General features: G+C 67.4%; 9 protein-coding genes and 1 tRNA gene. 5 read left to right on the forward strand and 5 right to left on the reverse strand.

All coding sequences use genetic code 11. The annotated features are described in order from the left end of the window. On the reverse strand, nucleotides 1-1,548 hold a 1,548-nt coding region (locus AZG88_RS20540), incomplete at its 3' end, for an N-acyl-D-amino-acid deacylase family protein (protein WP_061698768.1). A gap of 99 nt (nucleotides 1,549-1,647) precedes the next feature. Between AZG88_RS20540 and AZG88_RS20545 the strand changes: the two genes are divergently transcribed. Then, nucleotides 1,648-2,256: a TetR/AcrR family transcriptional regulator gene (locus AZG88_RS20545; RefSeq protein ID WP_061042771.1), complete on the forward strand. Its 609-nt coding sequence runs from the start codon at nucleotides 1,648-1,650 to the stop codon at nucleotides 2,254-2,256. A 111-nt stretch (nucleotides 2,257-2,367) separates the two neighbouring features. On the opposite strand, the gene AZG88_RS20550 is transcribed toward AZG88_RS20545, so the two are convergent. Together AZG88_RS20550 and AZG88_RS20555 are read right to left on the reverse strand one after the other, a co-directional pair. Next, nucleotides 2,368-2,886, reverse strand: coding sequence for an SRPBCC domain-containing protein (locus AZG88_RS20550; RefSeq protein ID WP_061042772.1), 519 nt, complete (start codon nucleotides 2,884-2,886; stop codon nucleotides 2,368-2,370). Further along, nucleotides 2,883-3,185 carry an ArsR/SmtB family transcription factor gene (locus AZG88_RS20555; RefSeq protein WP_025432987.1) on the reverse strand — a complete coding sequence of 101 codons (303 nt, stop codon included), beginning with the start codon at nucleotides 3,183-3,185 and terminating at the stop codon, nucleotides 2,883-2,885. The genes AZG88_RS20550 and AZG88_RS20555 overlap by 4 nt, the downstream gene beginning before the upstream one ends. A gap of 196 nt (nucleotides 3,186-3,381) precedes the next feature. Between AZG88_RS20555 and AZG88_RS20560 the strand changes: the two genes are divergently transcribed. Both AZG88_RS20560 and AZG88_RS20565 read left to right on the forward strand, forming a co-directional pair. Next, a complete protein-coding gene (locus AZG88_RS20560) occupies nucleotides 3,382-4,995 on the forward strand; it encodes a class I adenylate-forming enzyme family protein (protein ID WP_061042773.1) in 1,614 nt (537 codons plus the stop codon). Between the two features lie 49 nt (nucleotides 4,996-5,044). After that, the gene (locus tag AZG88_RS20565) at nucleotides 5,045-6,349 is read left to right on the forward strand and encodes an MFS transporter (RefSeq protein WP_025432988.1); all 1,305 of its coding nucleotides are present in this window, start codon (nucleotides 5,045-5,047) and stop codon (nucleotides 6,347-6,349) included. 46 nt (nucleotides 6,350-6,395) lie between these two features. Here AZG88_RS20565 and AZG88_RS20570 read toward each other — a convergent pair. Next, nucleotides 6,396-6,467 (reverse strand) — tRNA-Cys (locus AZG88_RS20570). A 93-nt stretch (nucleotides 6,468-6,560) separates the two neighbouring features. Here AZG88_RS20570 and AZG88_RS20575 point away from each other — a divergent pair. Further along, on the forward strand, nucleotides 6,561-7,811 hold the full coding sequence (locus AZG88_RS20575) for a multidrug effflux MFS transporter (RefSeq protein ID WP_061042774.1): 1,251 nt from the start codon (nucleotides 6,561-6,563) through the stop codon (nucleotides 7,809-7,811). 54 nt (nucleotides 7,812-7,865) lie between these two features. Next, nucleotides 7,866-8,399 (forward strand): MarR family winged helix-turn-helix transcriptional regulator, encoded by a 534-nt coding sequence (locus tag AZG88_RS20580; protein ID WP_005252880.1) that lies wholly within the window; start codon nucleotides 7,866-7,868, stop codon nucleotides 8,397-8,399. Nucleotides 8,400-8,455: 56 nt separating this feature from the next. Here the strand turns inward: AZG88_RS20580 and AZG88_RS20585 are convergent. Then, nucleotides 8,456-8,979 (reverse strand): enoyl-CoA hydratase-related protein (locus AZG88_RS20585; RefSeq protein WP_061698769.1); only part of this gene is annotated, 524 nt, incomplete at its 5' end.

Consider the following 8,979-nt stretch of genomic DNA (forward strand, 5'->3'; position numbering starts at 1 on the left):
ATCGATGACGACCAGATCGGCGCGGTCCCCTTCACGCAGGTGGCCGGCGTCGATGCCGTACCAGTCGGCCAGTTCACCCGTCAGCCGGTGGACGGCACGCTCGACGGACAGGAACGGCTTGCGGTCGGATTGCGCGTCCTTGACCTTCTTCAGCAACCGGATCGGATAGTTGTAGAACGCCATGTTGCGCAGGTGCGCACCCGCGTCGCCGAATCCCATCTGCACCCCGGAGCTGGCCGCGAGCTTCTTCGCGAACTTGGGACGATGGTTGGCGATGGTGGTCCGCCACCGCAGGTCGGTGCCGTACTGCACGACGAGATCGAGGTACGCGTCGACCGGGTGCACGCCACGCAGGTCACCCACCGCGCCGAACGTCTTGCCGATCAGCGTCTCGTCGGGACACCCGACGATCACCGCGTCGTAGAAGTTGCGGTGCCAGATGCGGGGGCTGAACTTGTTGTCGTAATCCTTGCGGAACCGGCGTCGGTAGGACTCGTCCTGCAGCAGGGCGTTTCGCTCCACCTCGTCCTTCAGATGCAGTGCCGCCGCGCCGGCACCGAACTCCTCGAACACCACGAGGTCGATGCCGTCCGCGTAGACGGTGAACGGCACCGGGAGGTGCTGCCACTTGAAATCGGTCTTGGCGAAGCGGTTCAGCAGCGGTGCCGCGGCGAGCATGAAGTACACGATCGGCGGGTAGGCCTTCGAATCCGCGGCCGACAACAGCGACGTCTTGAGAGGCTTGCGTCGTCCCAGACCCGAACTCTCCGCGAAGAATCCCGCGATGTTGGGGTGCAGGTTGATCGTCGGCGCGCTCTGCAGGATCTTGCCGCGCTCACGCAGGATGCGGTTGAGGAAGCGGAACTCCTTCCACCGCGCATACGTGGACGGCAATGAGCGCGAACGGTATTCGTCGCCGTCGATCTTGTCGAGCGCATTGGTCATCGAGGACAGGCCGAGGAAGCCGGCGTCCACGGCCTCGGTGAGCATCGCGCCCATCCGCTCGAGTTCGCGAGCACTCGGCTTGGTCCGCTTGTCGGTGCCCCGGTCGAGGCCGAGCACGTGGGTGCGGATGTCGGAGTGCCCGATGAAACCGGCGACGTTGGGGCCGAGCGGCAGCGATTCGAGTGCCTCGACGTACTCCGCCGGGCTCTGCCAGATCTTGTTCTCGTCCAGGATCCTGAGCACGGAGTCGTGTGGCACGGCCTCGACCCGGCTGAACAGGTCGGCGCACTCGCGCGGCGTCGAGTACACGGTGGACAGGGAGCAGTTTCCGAGGACGACGGTGGTCACGCCGTGTCGCACCGACTCCGGCAGTCCGGGGCTGACGAGCACCTCGGCGTCGTAGTGGGTGTGCACGTCCACGAACCCGGGGACCACCCATTTGCCTGCCGCATCGATGATCTCGGTGTCGGGCCCGACGGGCAGCGGACGGATCGATGCGCGGACGACGACACCGTCGCGGATGCCGAGATTGCGGCGCCGGGGCGCGGATCCGGTTCCGTCGAACCACAGCCCACCATTGACGACGACATCGAAATCCGACATTGTTGCGCTCCTCACACTCGGTATGTGTTACCCGAGGTTACGTATCCCGTTGAGTAAAAGTCAATGGACGGTTCGAGGGTTCCTCAATAGGGTGCAGGGGTGGCCGCCGCACCCCGCTCTCCCGAAGATCGGCGCGCGCAGATCCTCGACGTGGCCGTCCGACTTCTCGAGACGGTGCCGTTCGACGATCTGTCGATGGACAAGGTGGCGGTCGAGGCGGGCGTCTCCCCGCCCCTGCTGTTCCACTACTTCAAGAACAAGCCGGGTTTTCGCAACGCCGTCCTCGAGGCCTCGGCCTCCGAACTGCAACGCCGGATGACCCCCGACGCGACGCTCCCCGTGTCCGGGCAGCTCCGAGCCGGCGTCGAAACGTTCGCGGACGCGGTGATCGAGCACCCCACCATCTACCTGGCGGTCATGCGGATGGCCGGTAGCGGCGACGAGCGGATGCGGAAGATCTACCGCGGCATGCGGCGCACGTTCACCCGCTGGATAGGCGCGTCGCTGGCCGAGCTCGGGGTGCCGACGACACCCGCGCTCGAGGCCGCGATCTCGGGCTGGCAGGCGTTCATGGAAGAGATCGTGCTGTCGTGGCTCGACGAACCGACCATGGACCGCACGGACATGATCGATCTCTGCGAACGCGCGTTCTACCACCTACTTCCCGCAGCAGGCGTCGACGTCGACGCACTCGACGTGACACGCTGATCGGGACCAGCAGACGCGAGGGGGTTCGCGGTGGGCGAGCTGATCTACTCGACGATCATGTCGCTCGACGGCTACATCGCCGACGAGGACGGCAATTTGCCCTACCGGATGTCATTGGCCGGCACGCTGAGCCGCCAGGAATTGCCGTCCCGGTGTCGGGTCGACGCCGAAGCGCTCGGCGTAGCGTTCGTGAACTTCCTCCCACTGATCCCATGACCCGTGCGCCTCCGCCTCGGAGAGGTACCCACCGGCGAGATGCGGCTCGAGCCGCGACAGGTAGGTCTCCCAGCCGGCTGCGGTCTGCGCTGCGATCGCACGGTCGCCGAAGACATGGATGAAGATCAACCGGCAGCCGTCTCCCTCGGCGGTCAGATCGAAGCTGTACTTCTCGCCACCGAAGGTCCACGCCAGCCGATGAGGTGCATCGACCTCGGTCACCTCGCCGGTCGCGCCGTAGGCCTCGAAGGTCTCCCCCGTCGCCGGTGTCCACTCGGCGGCCGCGGGAAACCAGCGCTCGAGTTCTGCCGGCACGCTGACCGCCCGCCACACGCGCTCGACCGAGTGGGCGAGCATGCGCTCGAAGCGCAGCGCCGGGCGACCGTCGATCGTCTCCAGGGTTCCGTCGGTCATGGGTTCTCCTCCAGGTGTCGTTCGAGGGCGTCGAGGCGCCTCGACCAGAACGCGCGGTACGGCTCCAGCCACTGGTCGACCTCGGCGAGGGGTTCTGGGCGCAGCGCGTACAGACGTTGCTTGCCGTCCACGCGCACCACGACGAGCCCGGCCTCGCGCAGCACCTTCAGGTGCTTGGACACGCCGGGCTGGCTGAGCGCGATGTGCTCCACCAGCTCTCCGGCGGGCCGCTCACCATCACGCAGCAGGTCGAGAATCTGCCTGCGGTGAGGCTCGGCCAGGGCGGCGTAGGCGCTCATACCATCATATTGCCAGACGGAAATATGAGCCGCAACCGTCGCTGCGGCCGCGTCGGAACCGGCGGTCCTGCGGGCACGGACTTGACACACCTCCTGTGACACACAACACTTGCCCACACCGACCGAGCGAGTGATCGGTCGGCCCGCTCGAATTCGGACATCCCGTTCGGACCGGAGCCGGAGAAAGGGGACAGCGGTGTCGTCGACGTTCACCAACGACGGAATCCAGGAGCCACCCGTAGCGACCGCTCTCGACGCGTGGCGGTCGCGCGTCGAGGCGCATCCCGATCACCCCGCCGTGGCCTATTTCGACGGCGCCCTCACGGCGCGCGAGGTCGACGACCTGTCGGACGCCCTCGCCGTCGCGCTGGACGAGTGGGGTGTCGGGCGCGGCGACCGGGTGGGCATCTACCTGCAGAATGTGCCGCAGTACGCTCTCGCCCTGCTGGCGCTGTGGAAGGTCGGTGCAGCGGCGCTGGTGCTCAATCCGATGTATCGCGGAAACGAACTCCGTCGCCTCGTCGACGATGCCGAACCGATCGGCATCATCTGCGAAGACGTGAGCGCCGCGGCCACGGCCGAGACCCTGCGCGGCAGCAGCGTGCGATTCTCGATCAGCACCAGTGCCCTCGATTTCCAGACCCGCAACGATCCGCGGGTGTTCGAGTCCACCACGCGCGCCACGCCGGCGGCCGACGGCGACCTCGTCGCACTCCTCGCGCGCTTTCGCGGCAGTCGGCCTCCCCTGATCGAACTCGGCGGCGACGACCTCGCGCTGCTCACCTACACCTCCGGGACCACCGGCCCGCCGAAGGGCGCGCTCAACTCCCACGCGAACGTGCTGGCCACGGCACTCGACTTCGGTGACTGCGCCGGCGTCGTCGACGGGGACGTCGTGTTCGCTGTCGCTCCCCTGTTCCACATCACCGGTGCCGTGCTCAATGCCGGCGTGGCCCTCGTCCGGGACTGTGTGCTCGTCTTCGCGAATCGGTTCAACGCCGCCGTCGCACTGGAGACGTTCGTGGAGCACCGGGTGACCTACACGATCGGCTCGATCACCGTGTTCAACGCACTCTCCGAGGTGCCGGGTGCGAGCGCGGACCACTTCGCCTCGGTCAAGACCCTCTACTCGGGCGGCGCGCCCATCCCGCCCGCGACCGTGGAGAAGTTCGAAGCCAGATTCGGCAAGTACATCCACAACGCGTACGGGATGACCGAGACCACGGCCGGAGTGATCGCGGTGCCACCCGGCCTGCGGGCGCCGGTCGACCCGTCGAGTGGCTCACTGTCCATCGGTCTCCCGCTGCCCCGGGTGGACATCCGGGCGGTCGACCCGAATGGCGACCCCGTTCCGCCCCACACCGCAGGCGAACTGGAAATCGCCGGACCGCAGGTTGTTTCGGGCTACTGGCGCAACCCGGACGCCTCCCGGGACACGCTGCCCGGCGGACGGCTGCGCACCGGGGACGTCGCGATCATCGACGAGGCGGGGTGGGTGTACCTCGTCGACCGGCTCAAGGATCAGATCAACGTCTCCGGCTACAAGGTGTGGCCCCGTGAGGTCGAGGACACCCTCTACGAACACCCGGCCGTGCACGAGGCCGCCGTCGTCGGGCAGCCCGACAACTATCAGGGCGAATCGGTGGTGGCCTACGTCTCGCTGCGCAAGGGCGCGACCGCCACCGAGGACGAACTCGTCGCGTTCGCCCGCGACCGCCTCGCCGCGTACAAGCGGCCCCGGCTGGTGCACATCATCACCGACCTCCCGAAGACCCAGACAGGCAAGATCCGTCGCAGCGACCTGCGCTGAATCTCCTCTCGACCTTTCGACTCCGCGACCCCGACGAAAGTGACTGCACGTGAACGTCGACCTCACTCGCCAGGCGCAGCCTGACACCCATTCCGGCCCCACCCTCGCCTCCCGCAAGAAATCGCTCCTCGCCAGCTCCGTCGGCAACGTCCTCGAGTGGTACGAGTGGAGCGCCTACGCGGTGTTCGCCCCGTTCATCGCGGCGGCGATGTTCAGCAATTCGGACCCGGTCTCCGCCCTGCTGTCCACGCTCGCCGTCTTCGCGGTCGGCTTCCTGATGCGCCCGCTCGGCGGGATCATCTTCGGCCGGATCGCCGACAAGCGCGGACGCAAATTCGTCCTCGTCACGACCATGCTGATGATGGCCACCGGCAGCCTGATCATCGGTGTGATGCCCACCTACTCGACCATCGGCGCGTGGGCGTCCCTGATCCTGCTCGCGGCGCGCGTGATGCAGGGCTTCGCGCACGGCGGCGAGTCCGCGACCGCATACTCCTACGTCGGCGAGATCGCGCCTCCAGACCGGCGCGGCATGTGGGGCAGCGTCGCGTTCATCGCGATCTTCGGCGGTTCGGTGCTGGCCTACACTGTCGGCGGCGTCGTCACCTCCTCCCTGTCCGACACCGCGGTCGGTCAATGGGGTTGGCGTATCCCGTTCCTCATCGGCGCGCTTCTGGCACTGTTCGCCCTGTACCTGCGCCGCAGCATGGAAGAGAGCGACGTCTTCGACGCTGCGCAGAACAACGACGATCAGCCGAGCATCCCCCGCCGCACCGTCGTCCGGGCGATCCTCCTCATGATCGGGATGACCTCGGGCATCACGGCCGCGCACTACACCTGGACGTCGTACATCTCCACGTACGCGATCACGCAGCAGGGCATGAACCCCGACACCGCGTACTGGATGCTGGTGATCGCTCAGCTGATCGCACTGGTCTCGCTGCCGTTCCTCGGGTTGCTCTCCGACAAGATCGGCCGGCGGCCCATGCTGGGCGCCTTCGCGGTTCTGATGTTCGCCCTGCAGTTGCCGCTGACGATGATGATCACATCCGACGGGTGGACGCTGCTCGTCGCCACCACCGCGGCCCTGCTGATCGTCGCGGTCCCGGCGTCGATTCTGTCCTCCACGCTCTCGGAGAGCTTCCCGACGCGACTGCGCACCCAGGCGATCGGATTCGCGTACTCGTTCTCCGTCGCGGTGTTCGGTGGCACCGCCCCGTACCTGAACCAGCTTCTCCTCGGCCTCGACCTCGGCTGGGTGTTCGGCGTCTACATCATGGCGCTGGCCGTCCTCACCGGCGTCGCGTGCCTGTTCATGAAGGAGACCAAGGGCATTCGCCTCGAAGACGTGTGAACACGCACAGAGAACCGGCAGGTGCATCACCTGCCGGTTCTCGTCGAGCGAGTGACGGGATTCGAACCCGTGTGAACGGCTTTGCAGGCCGGTACCTCAACCACTCAGTCACACCCGCATCGATGATTACTGTGCCCGGCCGGTGCCCCGGGCGCGAGGGTTGCGCTCACGGTGATTCTGAAACCGACACGCCGGGGCGGGAACAAACCATGTGCCCTCGTTGCTGTGTTGCTTCGTGACCGATACCGAAGAACGCGCCGCCCCGACCGCCGACCGGACAACCACCCGTCCCAGCCTTCGGGTGATCCTGGTACTCGGCGCGATGGTGGCCCTCGGCCCCTTCACCATCGACATGTACCTGCCTGCGCTTCCGGACATCGGAACCGACCTCGGCGCATCGTCGTCCGCGGTACAGCTGACCATCACCGGCACTCTGCTCGGCCTCGCGCTGGGGCAGTTGATCGTCGGACCGCTCGCGGACAGCCTCGGACGCAGGCGTCCTCTCATCGCCGGTATCGGCGTCCACGTGGTCGCGTCCGTGCTCGCCGTCTTCGCGCCGACCGTCGCCGTGCTGGGTGTGCTCCGCGTCTTCCAGGGCATCGGGGCCGCCGCCGCAGCGGTGGTCGCGCTCGCCGCCGTCCGCGACCTGTTCTCGGGGAACACCGTCGCCGTCGTGATGTCGCGACTGATGCTCGTGCTCGGCGTCGCACCCGTTCTCGCCCCGAGTATCGGCGGGGGGCTCCTCATCGCCCTCGACTGGCGCGGGATCTTCGTCGTCCTCGCCGTGATCGGCACCCTGACGGCGTTGATCGGCGTGTGGGGTCTGACGGAGACGCTGCCGCCGGAGCGGCGGCGCAAGAGCACTCTGCGCGCCGTGCTGGGCACCTACAAGAGCCTGCTGGGCGACCGCGCGTTCATGGTGCTCGCCCTCGTGTCGAGTGTGGCGATGGGATCGTTGTTCTCCTACGTCTCCGGTGCGTCGTTCGTGTTCCAGGACCAGTACGGCCTGGACGAGCAGCAGTTCGCGCTGCTGTTCAGCTCCGGCGCGATCGCTCTGATCGGCGCCTCGCAACTCAACGTCCGCGCCCTCGCACGCTGGTCACCGCTGCAGATCACGGTGTCGGCCCTCGCCTTCGCGACGGTGGCCGGGCTGGCACTGGTCACCACCGCCCACTTCGAGTTCGGCGGGCTCGTCGGGTTCGTCGTTCCACTGTGGTTCCTCCTCGCCGGTGTCGGCTTCGTCCTGCCCAACGCCCCCGCGCTGGCTCTCGGCCGCCACGGCGAGGCGGCAGGCACGGCGGCCGCGCTGCTCGGCGCCCTGCAGTTCGGTGTCGGCGCGCTGATCGCTCCCCTGGTCGGCGTGCTCGGCAACACCGGCGTCGCTCTCGCGGTCACGATGACGGCGTGCGCGGGACTCGGGCTGGTGGCGTTGGCGGCCGCCGCAAAGGCGGAAGCGCACTGACGACACGTTCGGCAGATTTTCGCGGCCCATCACCCGCCATGGGATGATCGACGCATGCCACCACCGTCACCACTTCATCTCGACCCCATCGAAGAGGCCCACCGGCAGTGGACGAAGCACGGCTGGGGTGATGTTGCCGACGGCATGGCCGCGGTGACCTCGGTGATGCGGGCACAGCAGATCATGATGGCCCGGGTGGAAGAGGTGCTCAAGCCGTCGGGGCTCACATTCGCCCGGTACGAATTGCTGACACTGCTGACGTTCACGCGCACGGGTGCGCTCCCGATGGCGAAGGCCAGCGCGCGCCTTCAGGTTCACCCCACGAGCGTCACGAACGCCGTCGACCGGCTCGAGACGGCGAATCTCGTGCGACGTGTCCCGCATCCGAGCGATCGCCGCGCGACCCTGATCGAAATCACCGACGCGGGAAGGAAACTGGCCGTCGAGTCCACCGAGCGACTCAACGCCCAGGTGTTCTCGAGTCCCGGGGTGTCCGGCGACAAGCTGGAGCAACTGGTCACGATCCTCGCCGAACTGCGCCGAGAGGCAGGCGATTTCGACACCGGAGACGCCCCCACCAAGTGGTGAGACGGCTGCCGCCCCGCACCGGGATCCGGTGCGGGGCGACAGCCGTTTCAGGGTTTCTAGCGGTGCTTGAACACCGGCGCACGCTTCTCGACGAACGCCGCCATGCCTTCCTTCTGATCTTCGGTGGCGAACGTCGAATGGAAGACCCGGCGCTCGAACCGGACGCCCTCGGTGAGCGTGGTCTCGAACGAGCGGTTGACGGCTTCCTTCGCCATCATCGCGACCGGAAGGGACATCTCGGCGATGGTGGTCGCCGTCTGCAGCGCCTCGTCCAGCAGATCGGCGGCGGGCACGATCCGGGACACCAGCCCGGCGCGTTCGGCCTCCTCGGCGTCCATGTTCCGGCCGGTCAGGCACAGTTCCATGGCCTTGGCCTTACCCACCGCGCGCGTCAGCCGCTGCGAACCGCCGATGCCCGGGATGACACCGAGCTTGATCTCCGGCTGACCGAACTTCGCGGTGTCGGCGGCGATCAGGATGTCGCAGAGCATCGCCAGCTCGCATCCGCCACCGAGTGCGTAACCGGCGACGGCGGCGATCGTCGGCTTGCGGGCCGCGGCGAGCCGATCCCATGCTGCGA

Origin of the sequence: Rhodococcus sp. LB1 (genome assembly GCF_001583455.1) — a bacterium.
Classification (GTDB): Bacteria; Actinomycetota; Actinomycetes; order Mycobacteriales; family Mycobacteriaceae; genus Rhodococcus_F; species Rhodococcus_F opacus.